Consider the following 17,225-nt stretch of genomic DNA (forward strand, 5'->3'; position numbering starts at 1 on the left):
TAAATACTGATGCTCCTGATAGAGCGGAGATATGAGCGAAGATGAACGCGATATCTTATTGATAAAAACAAAGAACCCATTGATTTTACATCAATGGGTTCTTTGTTTTTATCTTCACTCCATCAGGAGCATCAGTATTTATCACATCCATCACAGTTACCCTTTGACGGCCAACAGTAATTCCAGATCTGTATACTTCAGTTTGAATTTTTCACTGAGATGGTAGTTGGTGAGGGCACCTTTATAGAGGTAAATACCATTTCTGATACCCCGTTTGATCCATACGAGATTTTCGAATCCGCCATCATCAGCTGCTTCAATGAGCAGGGGCATCAGTACATTGCTGATAGCTTCTGAGGCAGTGCGGGCGAAGCCGGAAGGGATATTGGGTACGCAGTAGTGTACTACGTCATACTTTTTGAATACCGGATTTTCGTGGCTGGTGATCTCGGAGGTTTCGAAGCAACCGCCGCGGTCTATGCTGACATCTACGATCACAGATCCTGCTTTCATATTGCTCACCATGGATTCGGTGACAACGATGGGGGTACGGCCGCTCTGGGAAGATAAGGCTCCCACGGCTACATCGGCGTTGCGCAGTTGTTCGGCCAGCACTTTGGGCTGGATCACAGATGTGAAGACCCGGACACCGATATTGTTCTGCAGCCTTTTAAGTTTGTAGATATTGTTGTCGAATACTTTCACAGAAGCACCCAGTGCCATCGCGGTGCGGGCTGCAAACTCCCCTACGATACCGGCCCCGATGATCACCACTTTGGTAGGTGGGATACCGGTGATGCCGCCCAGGAGAATACCCTTACCTTTATTGCCATTGCTCAGGTACTGACCGGCGATGAGCATGACAGCGCCGCCGGCAATTTCACTCATGGCCCTTACAATAGGGTAGGTGCCTGCATCGTCTTTCAGGTTTTCAAAAGAGAGCAGGGTGATGCGTTTGTCCATCATTTTCTGTACCTGGGGCGCTTTCAGGGCTGCCAGGTGGATGGGCGATATGATGATCTGGTGCGGGTGGAGTAGTTCAATTTCTTCGTCATTCAGTGGGGCTGACTTGACGATGATCTCCGCTTTGAACACTTCTTTTTTATCATACACGATCTCGGCACCGGCTTCTGAGTAGTCGGTATCATAGTAATGTGATCCGTCGCCAGCTTTATGTTCTACCACTATATGATGTCCGTGTGCGGCCAGGATGCTTACTGCGTCGGGCGTCAGGGCAATACGGTTTTCCTGGAAGGAGTTTTCCTTTGGGATACCGATGTACAAACGGGAATTTTTTTGTGGGATATCCAGCGTTTCTTCCAGTGGTGAATAAGTAAAGCCAGCACTCACTACAGGTTTTTGCCTTTGCTCCATATACGCTTCAATATTATTTTCTGTGATTAAGTAAAGATACGCTATTTGTCAGATGCAGCGATTTCGCGAAGTACCCTTTTTTGATCGGGGAGTACTTCCAGCTGAAGATGGACCGTATCAGGAGGCAGGAGCGGGGCTATCACGTCGGGCCATTCCACGAAGCTGATGGCGTCCTGGTAGAGTGTGTCTTCCACGCCGGCGCTGATAGCATCGTTCTCATCCTTTAACCGGTAGAGGTCGAGATGATAAATACGGCGGGGGCGTCCCTGCGGATCGAGGTAGCCATATTCGTTGATGATGGAGAAAGTGGGACTTGCCGTAGCGTCGGCTACGCCTTTGGCCGCGCAAAGGGCCTTGATCATGGTTGTTTTCCCGGCACCCATAGGGCCGTTAAGCGTAAATACCTGTTTATCGCCAAAGTATTCCCAGAAAGCCCCTGCTATCTCCGGCAGTTGTTCCAGCGTAAATGTCCATTGCATCAGCAAATTTATGAATTTGAATGGTCGGCCCAAAAAATCCCGGAATCATGAAATTCCTTAATTAAAATGAGTCGCTGTTGCATTAATATTTACACCCCTTTAAGGTACCTTCCGGTACCTTTGCAAAAGGAAAAAAGGAAACACCATGACATCAATCAGCTGCAAAGTGGAGGGGATGCATTGTACCAATTGTGCACTCAGCGTATCCCGCTACCTCGAGAAAAAAGGTATGGAAAATGTCAATGTCAGCTTCGCTACGGAAGAGGTGAGTTTCACCGCTCCCGCCGGCGCCGACTCCGCAGTAGTGCTGGAAGGCATCAACCACCTCGGTTTCCGCGTAGTGCTGCCAGACCAGGCGCCCACTCAGGTATCTGTTTTTAATACCCTGACCTTCAAATTCTTCTTTTGCTTAATATTTACCCTGCCCTTATTACTGCATATGTGGGTCGACTGGCATTGGCTGCATCAGCCATGGACTCAGTTCTGGCTGACACTGCCGGTATTCCTGATGGGATTATGGCACTTCGGTAAAAGCGCCATCCGTTCTATTATGAACCGTATGGCCAATATGGACGTACTGGTGACCCTCGGTGCCAGCGCTGCCTTTGTGTACAGCCTCATCGGCACCATCGTAATGGGCAACCCCGAATACATGTTTTATGAGACCACAGCGGCTATCATCACCCTGGTATTCCTGGGCAATCTCCTGGAAGAAAAATCGGTGAAACAAACCACTTCTGCCATTGCAGAACTGGCTGGCATGCAGGTGACCACCGCCCGGCTCATCAATACGGACCATGGGCATGAACATATCAACGAAGTAGACAATCGTATCCTCCGTCCTGGCGACTGTGTACTGGTCAATACCGGGGATAAAATCCCTATGGACGGCACTATCTACTGGGGTAGCGCACATATCAACGAATCCATGATCACCGGTGAAAGCGAACCTGTCAGCAAAAAGGAAAAAGACAAGGTGATAGGCGGTACCATCCTGGAAGAAGGCAGCATCAAGGTTTATATCACCGCCACAGGCAAAGACACCGTGTTGTCTTACATCATAGAACTGGTAAAACAGGCCCAGCAGGACAAACCGCCCATGCAGCGGCTGGCAGACCGTATCAGCGCCATTTTTGTGCCGCTGGTGCTGAGTATCGCTATCATCACCTTCCTGGGCTGGTACTTTATAGGACATACTTCGCTGGCTACGGCTATGATGCGGAGCGTGGCCGTACTGGTGATCGCCTGTCCCTGTGCAATGGGGCTGGCTACGCCTGCTGCCGTTATGGTAGGACTGGGACGTGCCGCCAGGCATGGTATCCTGATCAAAGGCGGGCATACACTGGAACTGTTCAAAAATATCAAACAGGTAGTATTCGATAAAACCGGTACACTCACCACCGGAAAACTGGTACTGCATAATTACCACAGCTCCCTGGAGGATATGGCTTTCCGGAAGATCGTATACAGCCTGGAAAAATATTCGTCTCACCCGATAGCCCGCTCTGTGGCCGCTATGTGGAAATCAGCCGGAGAAGTGCCCCTGCAGCAGGTAAGGGAACACAAAGGCCTCGGCATGCGTGCCAAAGACCAGGAAGGCAACGAATGGCAGCTGGGATCCTTTCGCATGGCTGCCGGTGTAACACAGGATGACAGCCATAACCTCTACCTCCTTCGCAATGGTGTACTCATGGGATGGCTCGACTTCACCGATGAAATACGGCCGGAAGCAGATACAGTCATCCGTCAGCTGAAAGAAGCGGGTATCAAACCGATATTGCTGAGTGGTGATACCAGCCGCAAATGCCAGGAGCTGGCTGCAGCACTGGGTATCACTGAAGTGTATGCTGAACAGTCACCCCAGCAGAAGCTGCAACAGATTGACCGTTTAATGCAAACGGCTCCCACCGCCATGGTGGGCGATGGTATCAACGATGCCCCGGCCCTCTCCAAAGCTACCATTGGTATCTCTCTGAGTGATGCTACCCAGGTGGCCATGCAGAGCGCCAATGTGGTGCTGTTGAATAATCATCTGGGCTCACTGCCGCTGGCATTAGGTCTTGGCAAACATACCTATCTCACCATCAAACAGAATCTTTTCTGGGCCTTTATTTACAATGTGGTAGCCATTCCGGTGGCCGCGCTGGGCTTTTTAAATCCTATCGTGGGAGCCGGTGTGATGGGCCTTTCCGATGTGGTGCTGGCGGTCAATTCAGTACGCCTGCGATATAAGAACGTGTTGCATTGACACACGAATAGTGCGTCGTAAATAGTAAATTGCGGGCGCACTATTTGTACAAAGCTTTGAGCACACCCGTAGCCATACTACAGCAATACTGGGGTTACAGCCAGTTCCGCGCATTACAGGAAGATATTATCAACAGTATCCTGGCAGGCCAGGATACCCTTGCTTTGTTACCCACAGGCGGCGGTAAGTCTATCTGTTTTCAGGTACCTGCCATGATGAAACCGGGGCTCTGTCTCGTGATCACACCGCTGATCGCTTTGATGAAAGACCAGGTGGCCAACCTCAAACGGAAAGGCATCTCTGCTTATTCCATCTACTCCGGTATGTTGTATAAAGATGTGGAACGTGTGCTGGAAGCAGCTCGCAGAGGAGGATGTAAATTTCTGTATGTATCGCCGGAACGCCTGCAAAGCAAACTTTTTCAGACTTATTGTGATGGACTGCCGGTAAACCTGATTGCGGTAGATGAAGCCCACTGTATCTCCCAGTGGGGATATGATTTCCGGCCTGCCTATCTGAAAATAGCGGATATCCGCAGTTTTTTCCCTGACACGCCTGTACTGGCACTTACAGCATCTGCCACCCCCAGGGTACAGACAGATATCTGTGATAAACTGCTGATGAATGAGGCAAAGGTGTTTACCAAAAGTTTTACCCGTGCCAACCTTTCCTACAGCGTGTTGGAAGAAGCCACCAAAATTGATAAAGTAAAACATATCCTGGACCGTGTGCCCGGATGCGGTATCGTATACTGCCGTAACCGCAAACGGACCAAGGAAATCGCTACGCTGCTGCAGTTGCAGGGAATACCCGCCAGCTACTATCATGCCGGCCTGCCACAGGCCGAACGCGCCGCCAGGCAGGAAGCCTGGATCAATAACGAAACCCGTATCATGGTGTGTACTAACGCTTTTGGCATGGGCATCGACAAGCCGGATGTGCGGGTGGTGGTGCATTACGATATCCCTGATGGTCTGGAAGCTTATTATCAGGAAGCAGGTCGTGCCGGCCGTGATGAACAGAAGGCCTACGCCGTACTGCTCTACAATGAAGGGGAACTGGCGGAAATGCAGGAACGTATTGCGTTGCAGTTCCCTACACAGGAGCAGGTACGCGAAGTATACCAGTGTATTGTCAACTATCTGCAAGTACCTGTTGGTAGTGCGGAAGGTGTGTATTTTGACTTTGATATCAACGAATTTGCCCGCACTTTTCAGTTGAACCTCACCATGGTGTACAGTGCTGTAAAACTGCTGGAGCAGGAAGAAGTATTACAACTGAGTGAAAGTGTGTTCCTCCCTTCCCGGGTGGAGTTTGTGACCAACAAGGAATCCCTGTACGCTTTTGAAAGCGCTTATCCTGTATTGGAAGAAATCATCAAGGTATTGCTGCGTACCTATGAAGGTATTTTTGATCATTCGGTACCTGTTTACGAACGGCAGATCGGTAGGATCATGTATATGGAAGATGATGATATTGCTGCACAGCTGCAACAGCTTCATCAGTATGGCATTATTCACTACCAGGCCCGTCGCGACGAGCCACAGCTTTGTTTCTTACAGGAAAGAGTGTCTTCTTCCCAGCTACGGATCAATATGGCGCGGGTAGAGGTGAGGAAAAAAGCCTATACAGACAGGCTTGCGGCCATGTTTGCGTATGCCCGTCACGGTGAGATATGCCGTACGCAGCAGCTGGTGGCTTATTTCGGAGAAAAAGAAGCTAAACCTTGTGGAGTCTGTGATGTATGTCTGAAGAAGAAATCGGTACCAATGGATGCTGCTATGTTTAAGCGTATATCCGATGACGTTATCACGATCTTAAAAAAGCAGCCGCTGTTATTTGCGGATCTTCACCAGCAGCTGGCGGATGTTCGGAGGAACGATCTGATGGCGGTGTTGCAGTTTATGAATGAAGAAGGCTTGTTACGTCGTGATGAAGAAGGAAAACTCTGTATTTAAGGATTTAGGGATTTATTGGAAATCCAATAAATCCCTAAATCAAAAAAACGCTATATCAGAAATGAATCACTTTGCCTTCTTTACTGCTCTGGAAGGCTGTTTCAATAATCCTGATCACATTTTCTGCATCCCGTGGATTAACCGGATTAGGCGCATTGTTGGCCAACGCTTCGTATATACCCTGGTAATATTCCATGTAGTTACCGTTGGTGCTGGGTAGAAACTGTTTTACTACTTTGCCATCAATCTCTGTGTGCAACAGGCCCCATTCGTGTGGTGCTTCTGCGCCCCAGTCAGGGCTGTTAGGAAACAGTCCTCTTTGTAGCTGAGCTTCCTGTATATCAGATTTTGTTTTGATGAAAGACCCTTTGCGGCCATGTAACTGATAGGAGGGGAGGGCTTCCCTTATGAGGTAACTGCATTTGAGGCGTACCCGCAGGTTATTGTAATAAAGCACCAGCTCAAAATAATCATCTACAACAGACTCCTGACGGATGATGCGTATATCAGCCCATACTGCCTGTGGAAAGCCAAACAGTTGCAATGCCTGATCGATCAGGTGAGAACCCAGATCGTAGAGGCTACCGGTGCCGGGCAGTGCTTGTTCCTTATGTTTTTTATAGCTCAGTTCTTCCTTAAAGCGGTCGTAGTGTATTTCTGCTTCCAGGATATCGCCCAGCAGACCGTCGTTGATGACTTTCCGTACGATTTTGAAATCGCTGTCATAGCGGCGGTTGTGATAGACGCTGAGCAGTAATTTTTTTGAGGCAGCCAGTTCTATGAGGGTCTTAGCCTCTTCGGTATTGACAGTAAACGGTTTTTCCACTATTACGTTTTTACCTGCTTCCAGAGCGGCTTTTACGTAATCGAAGTGGGTATAGTTGGGAGTGTTGACTACAATCAGTTCCAGCTCTTTGTCTGCCAGCATATCATCAACAGTCGTATATACTTTGACGTTAGGATACCGTTGTTTTGCCAGGTTTTTGCTGCGTTCCACCACTGCCGTGAATTCAAACCCGGGATTCACATGTATAAAAGGTGCATGGAAAACTTGTCCGGACATGCCAAAAGAACAGATGCCCGTTTTGATAACTTTACTCATAATTATTTTCCTCAGGATTAGGCTAATTAGATTGATTCTCAGGATTAAAATATAAAAAAACAATCAGTTTTTCTGCATCTTCCTTCTATTCTTCTCAAAGATCATCTGTGCAAAACTCTTCGCTATCAGGAGAATCATCCACATCAGGACAATCACCGTTTAGAACCAACTGCTTTTCTTGCTTCTGCCACCCAGTCCCAGCGCACCCAGCAGGCTGCGGGTGATAACGTTGGCGGCTGTACGGCCGGCCTGTTTCATGGCGGAGCTTTCCATCACCTGTTCAAAGACGCTTTTTTCCGGTTTGCCTTTACCGGACTGGCTACTGGCTGTGGTAGCGGCGGCCGTTTTGTCGGCAGCTTCCTGTAGTTTGGCGTTGAGTATTTCGTAGGCGCTTTCGTTATCGATGGTTTCGGCGTACTTTTTTACGAGTTTGGAATTATTAACGAGGGTGTCTACTTCAGCGTCTGTGAGCACATCCATGCGGGAGCGTGGAGTGACCAGCATGGTAGCTGCGAGTGGTGTAGGCACGCCTTTTTCGTTGAGGCAGGTGATAAGTGCTTCACCGATACCGATCTGAGTGAGTAGTTCATCTGTTTTGTAGAAATCGGAAAGCGGGTAGTTTTCTGCAGTTTGTTTGATGGTTTTACGGTCGTTGGCGGTGAAGGCACGCAGGGCATGTTGTACTTTGAGGCCTAGTTGCCCGAGCACGGAGGCGGGGACATCCATGGGATTTTGTGTACAGAAGAAGATGCCTACACCTTTGGATCGTATCAGTTTGATAATGGTATCAATTTGTTTGAGTAAGGCGTCGCTGGCTTCGTTGAAGATGAGGTGTGCTTCATCGATGAACATGACCAGTTTGGGTTTGTCCAGATCTCCTTCTTCGGGCAGGGTGGCATACAGCTCTGCCAGGAGGCTGAGCATGAAGGTGGAGAAGAGTTTGGGTCTGTCCTGTATATCACTGACTCTGAGGATAGATACGATACCGCGGCCGTCATCGCTGATGCGCATCAGGTCGTCCACTTCAAAGGATTTTTCACCGAAGAAGAGGTCTGCACCTTGTTGTTCGAGTTCTATCACTTTACGGAGGATGGTGCCGGTAGAAGTGGTGGATATTTTACCGTAATCTTTTTCCAGATCTGCTTTTCCTTCGTCGCTGGCGTATTGCAGCACTTTTTTAAAGTCTTTGAGGTCGAGCAGAGGCAGTTTATTATCGTCGCAGTATTTAAACAGCATGGATACCAGGCCGGCCTGCGTATCGTTGAGTTCCAGTATTTTAGACAGCAGAATGGGGCCAAACTCGCTGGTGGTAGCGCGCAGGCGTACTCCTTTTTCCTGGCTGAGCGACAACAGTTCTGCCGGGTAGGCGGCGGGCGACCAGGTGCCGCCTATTTTCTGATACCGTTCCTGTATTTTGGGGTTGTCGGTACCTGCGGCTGCGATACCGCTAAGGTCACCTTTGATATCCATCAGCAATACCGGGATGCTGGCGTCGCTAAGGCCTTCGGCAATAACCTGCAGGGTTTTGGTTTTCCCTGTGCCGGTAGCGCCGGCAATCAGACCATGTCTGTTCATCATTTTTAATGGCAGGTATACATCTGCGCCACTGATCACTTCACCATCCAGCATTGCGCATCCCAACTTGAAATGCTCGCCTTTAAATGTATAGCCGTTCTTGATTGATTCCAGAAATGCTTCTTTATTGGCCATGGTGTAATATGTTTTTTATGAAGATAACAAAAACCAGGTGCAATCCCTGCCATTTGGCGGCAGTCGTTGAATTTAATCTACTGATAATATAATCAAAAACTGCTGCGCATCAAAAAGGGCTGTCTCAATAGAAACAGCCCTTTCAATATCTGCAAAAAAAATGATCAGCGTTTACAGGTCTTCTTCTCTCTCCAGCATCAATATGGCTCCCTGAGGTACAATAAAATAGGTTTCATCTCCATAAACCACCTCTGTAGAACCGCTGAGCAGAAAGATGGCCAGATCGCCTTCTTTTGCCTGCAACGGAATGTATTTCACTTTGTCTTCTTCCGGTTTCCATGCATCCTCTTCCTCAATGGGAACAGGGATGGCATAACCTGGTCCGGTTTTGATTACATATCCGCGCTGTACCTTTTCTTTGGACTGTACGCCAGGAGGGAGGTACAATCCGCTTTTGGTCCGATCATGTGGCGTAGTTGGCTTAATCAGCACACGGTCGCCGACAACGATCAGTTTTTTCAATTTGTTATCCGGTGTAATATGTATAGCCATGTTTTAATCGGATCAAAAATGATGCAGGTCTGTTTTTAGTGACATAACGACAGTACCTACAATGCGCTGAGGGCGAAAGATTCACCTGCGCGGATACCTTTGTCGGTAGACTGCAACACACAGCATTCAATGGCCGGATCGTGCTCAAAGAAGAGTACATACTGTTTGTCCAGCGCTTCCTGCAGGAATTGTTTCTTTTCGTTAAGTGTGGTCAGCGGAAACATATCATAGGCCATCACATAAGGAATGGGGATATGCGCCGCAGAAGGCAGGAGGTCGGCCATGTACACAATAGTCTGGTCCTTGTAACGGATCTGTGGCAACATCATGGAGTCTGTATGCCCATTGACAAAACGGATATTGAAATTGTCAGTAAAGGCAACACCTTCCTGATGTGATACAAATTTCAGTTGCCCGCTTTCCTGGATAGGCAGAATATTTTCTTTCAGGAAAGAAGCTTTTTCACGATCGTTGGGTACAGTGGCCCATTTCCAGTGGTCTTCATTGCTCCAGAAGGTCGCATTTTTGAAGGCTGGTACCAGTTTGTCCCCTTCTCTCGCAATGCTGCCTCCGCAATGGTCAAAATGCAGGTGTGTTAAAAACACATCGGTGATATCATCCCGGTGGAAGCCGTGTGCGGCCAAGGATTTGTCGAGTGTGGCATCACCATGCAGGTAGTAGTGGCTGAAGAATTTAGGGTCCTGTTTGTCGCCGATGCCGTTGTCTACCAGGATCAGCCGGTTGCCGTCTTCTATGAGCAGACAACGCATGGCCCAGGAGCAGAGATTGTTTTCATCTGCCGGATTGAGTTTATTCCACATGGTTTTAGGCACTACGCCAAACATAGCACCGCCGTCCAGTTTAAAGAAACCTGTTTCAATGGTATATAACTTCATATCATTGGATATTTTGACAGGGATAACGATGTTATCCCTTGCTGAAAGATCAAATTACTGCCTCTTCTTTTCTCCGGGGCTGTGGTGTGGGTGTCTGTTGTTGCTTCAGTAAGGCAGAGATGATCCATACCAGGCCAATCACGAAAAATACCACCAGTGCGAGCACAGAGTTGCGCATATCGTTGGTGAGATCATCAATATAGGCAAAAGAAAACATACCGATCACGATAGACAGCTTTTCAGTCACATCATAATAACTGAAGAAGCTGGCGGTATCTTTTGTTTCAGGCATCAGTTTGGCGTACGTAGAACGGCTCAGTGACTGTATGCCGCCCATTACCAGTCCTACTGCCGTGGCCAGGAGATAAAAATGCATGGCGGTTTGCATTTTGTAACCGGCGATACAGATGCCTATCCACAGTAATACAACGCCTATCAATACACGAAGGTTGCCGAAAATACCAGAAAGGCGGGCCATGCCCCATGCGCCGGCAATGGCTACCACCTGAATGATCACTACGGTGGCTATCAGCTTGTCGGAAGGGAGGTGTAATACTTTACTGCCGAAAATAGTAGCGGCCATCATAACGGTCTGCACGCCCATACTGTAGAAGAAAAAGCCACGGAGAAAACGTTTGAGTACAGGCATGGTTTTTACCTGTGCGTACACTTTCCGTAATTCGGTAAATCCTTCCATAATGGCACTGCCGGTGTGTTTGCTGATGGTGCCTTTGGTATCGGGGAGGGTGGCAAAGGTGATCTGGGCAAATCCCAGCCACCATACGCCTACCAGCAGGAAAGTGATCTGTACCAGTTTATCGTCTCCCAGCCCGAAAGGTTTTTTAAGGATCAGCGCAAACCCTATCAGCTGTAATATCACGCTGCCGATATATCCCATGCTGAAGCCGCGGGCACTGATACGGTCGCGGTCTTCGGGGGCTGCTATCTCGGGGAGGTAGGAGTTGTAAAACACCAGACCGCCGCAATAGCCCATGGTAGCGAGCATAAAGGCCAGCACGCCCAGCCACAGGGAGCTTTTGTCAAAAAAGAAAAGGGCTGCGCAGGATATCGAACCCATGATGGTAAAGAATTTCAGGAAGCTCTTTTTGTTACCCCTGGTGTCGGAGATAGACGACAGGATAGGGGAAGCGATTGCTACCAGCAGGAAAGCTGCCGCCATGGTATAGTTGTACAACGCTGAGTTGACAAAGCGCATACCCAGGAAGTTCACATGTTCATCTGTGACTGCCAGGAAGTAAATAGGGAAGAAAGTAGTGGTGATAACAAGATTGTATACGGAGTTGGCCCAGTCATACATGGCCCAGCCATTGATTACCTTTTTGCCGGCAGTATTCATAAATAGTGATAACTGTTAGTTCGACAACGAAGATAACAAAATAGCGATACGAGATAATTATTGTTTGTAGTCGGTGATATGGATGTAGTGTCTGCACATAAAATACTCCTGTTCGTCGTTGGAGCTGACAATGATAAGGCGGTTGCCGCCATATTGATTGATCAGCTGCTGGTACAGGGCTACACCGGCGGCGTCGAGGTTGGTGCAGGGTTCGTCGAGCAGTAGTACGGGCACATCGCTGAGAATGGCGAGGGCCAGTTTGATACGTTGTTTCATCCCCGAGGAGAAGTTGCGGAGCTGTTTTCCGGCGGCCTTTTCCAGTCCTACCAGTTGCATGGCCATGACAGGCGTGATGCCCGGGAGGAATTGTTTGAACTGAAGATGGAATTCGATGATTTCCGTGAGGGTGAATTCTTCGATGAGTTCAAGGTAGGGGGCAGCAATAGCACAGTACCGGAAAAACGCATCGTGAGCGATGGGCTTTTCCGGTGTGCTGTATTGTATGGTGCCTTCGTTGTGTTGAATGGCGCCGCTGATAACCTGTAGTAAAGTGGATTTTCCTGAACCATTGGGTCCCAGAATCGCGTAGCGTTCACCTGCCTGGAAGGAGAGGGTTACACCACGAAATATCCAGTCGTAGTTAAACCGTTTTCCGGTCTGTTCAAGAGATATCATCATTGGAGTGGGAAGTATAACCTCTCATAATACCACGGCCGGATTCACGGATGAAGGAGAGTATTTCGTCTCTTTCATCAGTAGCAGGGAATTCTGCTTCAATGATGCTGATGGCCTTGGATAATTTATAGCCCTTCACAAAGATCACACGGTAAATATCCAGGATATGATTGATTTTTTCCAGGGAGAAACCTCTTCTTTTGAGACCTACGGAGTTGATACCTACATAGGAGAGTGGTTCGCGTGCTGCTTTTACATAAGGAGGTACATCTTTTCTAACGAGGGAGCCGCCGGTAACGAAGGCGTGGTCGCCTACTTTACAGAACTGCTGGATGGCCACCATACCTGCCAGTACAACGTGGTCGCCTACGGTAATATGGCCGGCCAGGGTGGTGTTGTTGGAAAAGATGCAGTGATTGCCCACTTCGCAGTCGTGTGCGATGTGGCCATAGGCCATGATCAGGCAGTTATTGCCGATCTTGGTCTTCCATTTATCGCGTGTACCGCGGTTGATGGTCACAAATTCACGGATAGTGGTATTGTCACCGATTTCCACAGTAGTTTCTTCACCCGCATATTTTAAATCCTGAGGGATAGCAGAAATAACGGCTCCCGGGAATATGCGGCAGTTTTTACCGATGCGGGCTCCTTCCATGATGGTCACGTTGGAGCCTATCCAGGTGCCGTCACCGATTTCTACATTTTTGTGGATGACGGTAAACGGATCAATTTTAACATTAGGCGCCACTTTAGCGTCCGGATGTATGTATGTAAGCGGGTGGATCATTGCTTTTATTTGCCTTCTCTTGTTTTTATAATTTGTGCTATCATGTCGGCTTCAGTAGCAACTTTATTGCCGATGAAAACCGTCCCCCGCATCTCGACAAGACCTCTTCTGATTGGGCTTAACAGCTCCATTTTGAGGATCATAGTATCTCCCGGAACAACTTTCTGTTTGAATTTGCAGTTGTCAATTTTCAGGAAGTAAGTGTCATAGTTTTCCGGGTCTGGTACGCGGTTGAGCGCCAGGATACCACCCACCTGTGCCAGTGCTTCGAGCTGTAAAACGCCGGGCATAACCGGGTTGCTCGGGAAATGGCCCTGGAAGAAGTGTTCGTTGAAGGTTACGTTTTTGATACCTACTACGCGTTCTTCGTCCAGTTCGATGATTTTATCTACCAGCAGCATGGGATAGCGATGCGGCAGCGTTCTTTCGATACGGGGCGTATCAAAGATTGGTGGCTGGTTTGGATCGTATACCGGTACGTCTTTGTTGTGTTTGTTCTTTTTGATATATGCTTTGATCTTACGGGCAAACTCCACGTTGGAAGCGTGACCGGGACGGTTGGCAATGATATGCGCCTTGATAGGATAACCAATCAGGGCCAGATCGCCCACTACGTCGAGCAGTTTATGGCGTGCCGGTTCATTCGGGAAACGCAGCTCGATGTTGTTGAGGATACCTTCCCGCTGTACTGAGATCGTATCGCGGTTGAAGGCTTTGGCGAGGCGGGACATATCGTCCTCATTTACCGCGCGGTCTACCACCACGATGGCGTTGTTGATATCACCACCTTTGATCAGGTTGTTGTTCAGCAGGTACTCCAGTTCGTGCAGGAAGCAGAAGGTGCGGGAGGAGGCAATTTCAGTTTTGAACTGTTCAATGCCTTTCATCTTCGCATGCTGGGTGCCCAGTACCGGAGAGTTAAAGTCGATCAGGCAGGTAATGCGGTAGTCCAGTGCCGGGAGGGCTACCATCTCTACTTTTTTCTGCTCGTCGTAATAAGTGATATTGGTATCTATAGTATAATAGATCTTTTTGGCGTCCTGGTCCAGTATCCCTACTCTTTCGATTTCTTCGATAAAAGGGAGGGAGCTGCCGTCCATGATAGGAATTTCCGGACCGTCCAGTTCGATCAGTATATTGTCTACACCGGTGCCTACCAGGGCCGCCAGCAGGTGCTCTACCGTGCTTACACGGGCGCCATTATGTTCCAGCGTGGTACCGCGGGCTGTGTCTACCACGTAGTCCACGTCTGCTTTCACAACGGGCTGGTTAGGAAGGTCTACTCGTTGGAATTTGATACCAAAGCCTGGTGATGCCGGCTTCAGTGTCATGTTTACACTGGCTCCTGTATGCAAACCTACGCCCGAAATGCTGATCTCGCCTTTCAGGGTATGCTGGTTCTGCAACTGTTGATTTTCAATCATATTAACTAATGTATAACTATTTGATCTTCAGATTATTTTAAACCCCTGCTTTTTCCTGTAACAGTTGTTTTACCATCTCTTCTAATTCTTTCACGCGTTTTTCAAGGTCCGGCAAATTTCTAAAAATTGCCTGACTTTTCAGCGAACTTTTATAATCATATGCTGGAGAGCCGGTCAGAGATGAGTTGGGCACAGTGATAGATTTGGAAAGTCCGCTCTGGGCGTTGATTTTGGTGCCGTCGGCAATGTGGATATGACCTACCATGCCCACCTGGCCACCGATTACACAGTTCTGGCCTATTTTGGTGCTGCCGGAAACGCCGGTCTGTGCAGCGATCACGGTATTAGTACCGATATCCACATTGTGCGCTACCTGGATCAGGTTGTCCAGTTTCACACCCTGACGGATAATGGTAGAGCCCATAGTAGCTCTGTCGATGGTCGTGTTGGCACCAATTTCCACGTCGTCATGGATGATAACGTTACCGATCTGAGGCACTTTTTTATAGGAGCCATCGGGCTGAGGCGCAAAACCAAAGCCGTCGCCGCCGATTACGCAACCAGCGTGCAGGATCACACGGCTGCCTACAATACAATTGTCGTATACTTTTACGCCGGGGTACAGTACCGCATCATTGTTCACCACCACATTTTCGCCCAGGTATACGCCCGGATATATTTTTACGTTGTTGCCCAGCACTACATTTTCACCCAGATAGGCAAAAGCGCCGACAAACACGTTTTCTCCCATTTTTACAGACGAAGGGATATAGGAAGGCTGTTGTATACCAGATTTGTTGCCGGTCAGGTACCGGTATTTTTCCAGCAACAGCGCAAAGCTGCTATAGGCATCCTTTACCCGGATCAGGGTGGAATGTACCGGTCTTTCGGTTACCAGGCTTTCATTCACAATCAGAATGGATGCTTTGGTAGTATATATAAACTCTTCGTACTTAGGGTTGGCAATAAAACTGAGCATCCCTTCACCTGCTTCTTCGATTTTGGCGATGTTGCTCACCTTCGCGTCCGGATTTCCCTCCAGCTTACCATCTAACATGGTCGCTAACTGTAATGCGCTAAATTGCATAAATAATATTTGTAATGTTTTCCAGGCCTACTCCGGATTTATTAATTTATTTTTTAACATTTTAATACTCGTAAAACGTTGTTAGCCTAGATTTTTGGATGACAAATGTAGAATTTTTTTACCGGTATAGCCAGTGTGTGACTAATCAATGCATTATCTATCGAGGAAATGTCTTTTACAGTTCCGTCTTTAAACAGGATATTGATCTTCTCATCATTTACATTATATGCTCTTAAAGTGGCCACGTCCGTAAAAACAAAATAATCCAGGTCGCTGTCTGCTATCTGCCATTTTTGTGCCACCTGTTGCCGCAACAGGTCTACCGCACTATTGTCGAATGGTTCATTACTTAGTACGACCTTAAACAATTCCCTGTTAATGAGCCAGTTACACAAAAGTGACAAGACTTTGTCAGGATGCTCCGACCAGACTTTAATCGCGCCCATGATATCATAATCGTCCAAGGCGCAGAATAATTTCAAACAATCCGGCTCTCTTTCAAAATTGTCCTTCGTAACGGTATTATACAGGAAATAGGCCAGCGCCGGCGAACAAAACAGCTGTTGACCGTCCTGAGCCAGTGCCTTTGCCCGGACGAGTATTTTGACCAGCATGTTTTCCGCGCTGAGTACCGTTTTGTGCAGATATACCTGCCAGTACATCAGGCGGCGGGCCACAATAAATTTTTCAATGGAATAGATACCTTTCTCCTCCACCATCAGTTCTCCCTGGTGAACAGTCAGCATCTTGATGATACGGTCATAACCAATGGTACCTTCAGCCACCCCGGTAAAGAAACTGTCACGGTTGAGATAGTCCATCCGGTCTACATCCAACTGGCTGGAAACCAGCTGATGCAGGAATTTTTTATGATAACGGCCATTAAAAATATCGAGGGTGAGTGACAAAGCTCCATCCATCTGGTTGTTCAGGTCTTCCATCAGCCATTGGGAAATGGCTTCATGAGACACGCCTTCGATAATACCATTCTCCAAAGCATGGGAATAGGGGCCATGACCCACATCGTGCAGCAGGATGGCGAGTTTGGCAGCAACTTCTTCTTCTGTAGTGATTTCCACGCCTTTGCTCTTCAGCTCCTGAAGGGCCATCGTCATGAGGTGGTAGGCGCCCAGGCTGTGATGAAAACGCGTATGCATTGCCCCGGGATATACCAGGTGTGCCAGGGCCATCTGGTGGATCCGGCGTAAACGCTGATAACAGGGATGTGAAAGGAGGTTAAAAATCAACGGGTGATCTATGGTAATAAAGCCATACACCGGATCATTAACAATTTTTCGCTTGCGTTCGGTCATTGCATCAGATTATTCAATTTCAAATGCCTATGCGCACCTGAAAATTCATAGTGACATTACACAAAACTACACTATGAATTAATTATATGTATTTTTTTTACTTATAATGACGCTTTTGCCAGGGGAAAACCCCTATTACAGTAAAAACAATTGGTAGGTTACAGGTAGAAAATTGTTATACGCGAAGGTAAGTAACTTTGGGAACCGCCCCCACTTTTTAGACTGGGATTTTATAACCGCCTCCCATTTTTAACATATAATTA

General features: G+C 48.0%; 14 protein-coding genes. 2 read left to right on the forward strand and 12 right to left on the reverse strand.

Annotated elements, in window-relative coordinates; genetic code table 11:
• Window positions 1-156 precede the first annotated feature (156 nt).
• Together DF182_RS15910 and tsaE are read right to left on the reverse strand one after the other, a co-directional pair.
• Window positions 157-1,374, reverse strand: a complete 1,218-nt coding sequence (locus tag DF182_RS15910) for an alanine dehydrogenase (RefSeq protein WP_113616601.1) — start codon at window positions 1,372-1,374, stop codon at window positions 157-159.
• Between the two features lie 41 nt (window positions 1,375-1,415).
• Window positions 1,416-1,853, reverse strand: coding sequence for a tRNA (adenosine(37)-N6)-threonylcarbamoyltransferase complex ATPase subunit type 1 TsaE (gene tsaE, locus DF182_RS15915; RefSeq protein WP_113616603.1), 438 nt, complete (start codon window positions 1,851-1,853; stop codon window positions 1,416-1,418).
• A gap of 145 nt (window positions 1,854-1,998) precedes the next feature.
• Here tsaE and DF182_RS15920 point away from each other — a divergent pair, with 145 nt between their 5' ends.
• Both DF182_RS15920 and DF182_RS15925 read left to right on the forward strand, forming a co-directional pair.
• Window positions 1,999-4,101, forward strand: a complete 2,103-nt coding sequence (locus tag DF182_RS15920) for a heavy metal translocating P-type ATPase (RefSeq protein WP_113616605.1) — start codon at window positions 1,999-2,001, stop codon at window positions 4,099-4,101.
• Window positions 4,102-4,145: 44 nt separating this feature from the next.
• Window positions 4,146-6,059, forward strand: coding sequence for a RecQ family ATP-dependent DNA helicase (locus tag DF182_RS15925; protein WP_245957456.1), 1,914 nt, complete (start codon window positions 4,146-4,148; stop codon window positions 6,057-6,059).
• Between the two features lie 55 nt (window positions 6,060-6,114).
• Here DF182_RS15925 and DF182_RS15930 read toward each other — a convergent pair whose 3' ends face one another.
• The 10 genes from DF182_RS15930 to DF182_RS15975 all read right to left on the reverse strand — a co-directional run bounded on the left by DF182_RS15930 (window position 6,115) and on the right by DF182_RS15975 (window position 16,962).
• Window positions 6,115-7,161 carry a Gfo/Idh/MocA family oxidoreductase gene (locus tag DF182_RS15930; protein WP_113616607.1) on the reverse strand — a complete coding sequence of 349 codons (1,047 nt, stop codon included), beginning with the start codon at window positions 7,159-7,161 and terminating at the stop codon, window positions 6,115-6,117.
• 159 nt (window positions 7,162-7,320) lie between these two features.
• Window positions 7,321-8,871 carry a helicase HerA-like domain-containing protein gene (locus DF182_RS15935; RefSeq protein ID WP_113616609.1) on the reverse strand — a complete coding sequence of 517 codons (1,551 nt, stop codon included), beginning with the start codon at window positions 8,869-8,871 and terminating at the stop codon, window positions 7,321-7,323.
• A 171-nt stretch (window positions 8,872-9,042) separates the two neighbouring features.
• The gene (locus tag DF182_RS15940) at window positions 9,043-9,423 is read right to left on the reverse strand and encodes a co-chaperone GroES (RefSeq protein WP_245957457.1); all 381 of its coding nucleotides are present in this window, start codon (window positions 9,421-9,423) and stop codon (window positions 9,043-9,045) included.
• Window positions 9,424-9,479: 56 nt separating this feature from the next.
• Window positions 9,480-10,319 carry an MBL fold metallo-hydrolase gene (locus tag DF182_RS15945; protein WP_113616611.1) on the reverse strand — a complete coding sequence of 280 codons (840 nt, stop codon included), beginning with the start codon at window positions 10,317-10,319 and terminating at the stop codon, window positions 9,480-9,482.
• 49 nt (window positions 10,320-10,368) lie between these two features.
• The gene (locus DF182_RS15950) at window positions 10,369-11,676 is read right to left on the reverse strand and encodes an MFS transporter (protein ID WP_113616613.1); all 1,308 of its coding nucleotides are present in this window, start codon (window positions 11,674-11,676) and stop codon (window positions 10,369-10,371) included.
• Window positions 11,677-11,733: 57 nt separating this feature from the next.
• The gene (locus DF182_RS15955) at window positions 11,734-12,354 is read right to left on the reverse strand and encodes an ABC transporter ATP-binding protein (RefSeq protein WP_113616615.1); all 621 of its coding nucleotides are present in this window, start codon (window positions 12,352-12,354) and stop codon (window positions 11,734-11,736) included.
• Window positions 12,338-13,138, reverse strand: coding sequence for an acyl-ACP--UDP-N-acetylglucosamine O-acyltransferase (lpxA, locus tag DF182_RS15960; protein ID WP_113616617.1), 801 nt, complete (start codon window positions 13,136-13,138; stop codon window positions 12,338-12,340). Before lpxA ends, DF182_RS15955 begins: the two co-directional genes overlap by 17 nt.
• 5 nt (window positions 13,139-13,143) lie before the next feature.
• Window positions 13,144-14,562: a bifunctional UDP-3-O-[3-hydroxymyristoyl] N-acetylglucosamine deacetylase/3-hydroxyacyl-ACP dehydratase gene (locus tag DF182_RS15965; protein WP_113616618.1), complete on the reverse strand. Its 1,419-nt coding sequence runs from the start codon at window positions 14,560-14,562 to the stop codon at window positions 13,144-13,146.
• 37 nt (window positions 14,563-14,599) lie between these two features.
• On the reverse strand, window positions 14,600-15,649 hold the full coding sequence (lpxD, locus tag DF182_RS15970) for a UDP-3-O-(3-hydroxymyristoyl)glucosamine N-acyltransferase (protein ID WP_113616620.1): 1,050 nt from the start codon (window positions 15,647-15,649) through the stop codon (window positions 14,600-14,602).
• A gap of 86 nt (window positions 15,650-15,735) precedes the next feature.
• On the reverse strand, window positions 15,736-16,962 hold the full coding sequence (locus DF182_RS15975) for an HD domain-containing protein (protein ID WP_113616622.1): 1,227 nt from the start codon (window positions 16,960-16,962) through the stop codon (window positions 15,736-15,738).
• Between the last annotated feature and the right edge of the window lie 263 nt (window positions 16,963-17,225).

This window comes from Chitinophaga flava (assembly GCF_003308995.1).
Taxonomy (GTDB): domain Bacteria; phylum Bacteroidota; class Bacteroidia; order Chitinophagales; family Chitinophagaceae; genus Chitinophaga; species Chitinophaga flava.

Coding starts and splice junctions, on each gene's coding strand:
- DF182_RS15910 (WP_113616601.1), bottom strand. CDS start 1,374: ATGGAGCAAAGGCAAAAACCTGTAGTGAGTGCTGGCTTTACTTATTCA.
- tsaE (WP_113616603.1), bottom strand. CDS start 1,853: ATGCAATGGACATTTACGCTGGAACAACTGCCGGAGATAGCAGGGGCT.
- DF182_RS15920 (WP_113616605.1), top strand. CDS start 1,999: ATGACATCAATCAGCTGCAAAGTGGAGGGGATGCATTGTACCAATTGT.
- DF182_RS15930 (WP_113616607.1), bottom strand. CDS start 7,161: ATGAGTAAAGTTATCAAAACGGGCATCTGTTCTTTTGGCATGTCCGGA.
- DF182_RS15935 (WP_113616609.1), bottom strand. CDS start 8,871: ATGGCCAATAAAGAAGCATTTCTGGAATCAATCAAGAACGGCTATACA.
- DF182_RS15940 (WP_245957457.1), bottom strand. CDS start 9,423: ATGGCTATACATATTACACCGGATAACAAATTGAAAAAACTGATCGTT.
- DF182_RS15945 (WP_113616611.1), bottom strand. CDS start 10,319: ATGAAGTTATATACCATTGAAACAGGTTTCTTTAAACTGGACGGCGGT.
- DF182_RS15950 (WP_113616613.1), bottom strand. CDS start 11,676: ATGAATACTGCCGGCAAAAAGGTAATCAATGGCTGGGCCATGTATGAC.
- DF182_RS15955 (WP_113616615.1), bottom strand. CDS start 12,354: ATGATGATATCTCTTGAACAGACCGGAAAACGGTTTAACTACGACTGG.
- lpxA (WP_113616617.1), bottom strand. CDS start 13,138: ATGATCCACCCGCTTACATACATACATCCGGACGCTAAAGTGGCGCCT.
- DF182_RS15965 (WP_113616618.1), bottom strand. CDS start 14,562: ATGATTGAAAATCAACAGTTGCAGAACCAGCATACCCTGAAAGGCGAG.
- lpxD (WP_113616620.1), bottom strand. CDS start 15,649: ATGCAATTTAGCGCATTACAGTTAGCGACCATGTTAGATGGTAAGCTG.
- DF182_RS15975 (WP_113616622.1), bottom strand. CDS start 16,962: ATGACCGAACGCAAGCGAAAAATTGTTAATGATCCGGTGTATGGCTTT.